Origin of the sequence: Halomonas sp. ND22Bw (assembly GCF_003011945.1) — a bacterium.
Taxonomy (GTDB): Bacteria; Pseudomonadota; Gammaproteobacteria; order Pseudomonadales; family Halomonadaceae; genus Halomonas; species Halomonas halophila.
Window position 1 is genome coordinate 1 of the sequence record NZ_PXWD01000248.1, and the last position, 403, is coordinate 403.

The following is a 403-nucleotide window of genomic DNA, read 5'->3' on the forward strand; positions in this document are numbered from 1 at the left end:
TCCTTATCGGAGCCGCGGTCGCACTCTGCCAAGGCGATGCAGGCCAAAAGCCATCCCGCCCCGATCGAGGCCTTGCCTCGATTAGCCATAGAACCCGACCAGCAGCGCCCGCTCGTCAGAGCATAGGCTTCGCTTGATCTGCCCAGGGTTGAGATAGGTCGTCATCAAGCATGGCCCTGTCGAACCATCGGTGCGGTGGTCCATCCCTTTCACGTGACCCATCTCATGCGTCATCGCGGACTGCCAGTCGATATGCTGGCCGATATTGCTCGACGTAATCGACGAACCGCAGATTAAATCGGTCGATTGCGCCGTGTCGCCCGTGTCGTAGTAGATGCGGTCGGTGTTCACGTACACGGTCGCATCGATCGCCTGCGCAGGCGCTGGACCGGAATAGCCGTAA

At 59.8% G+C, this 403-nt stretch carries 1 protein-coding gene; it reads right to left on the minus strand.

Annotated features, from left to right (window positions below; translation table 11 throughout):
• Positions 1-81: 81 nt before the first annotated feature.
• Positions 82-403, minus strand: a 322-nt coding sequence (locus CVH10_RS25770) for a hypothetical protein (protein ID WP_181244471.1), incomplete at its 5' end; no start/stop codon positions are given.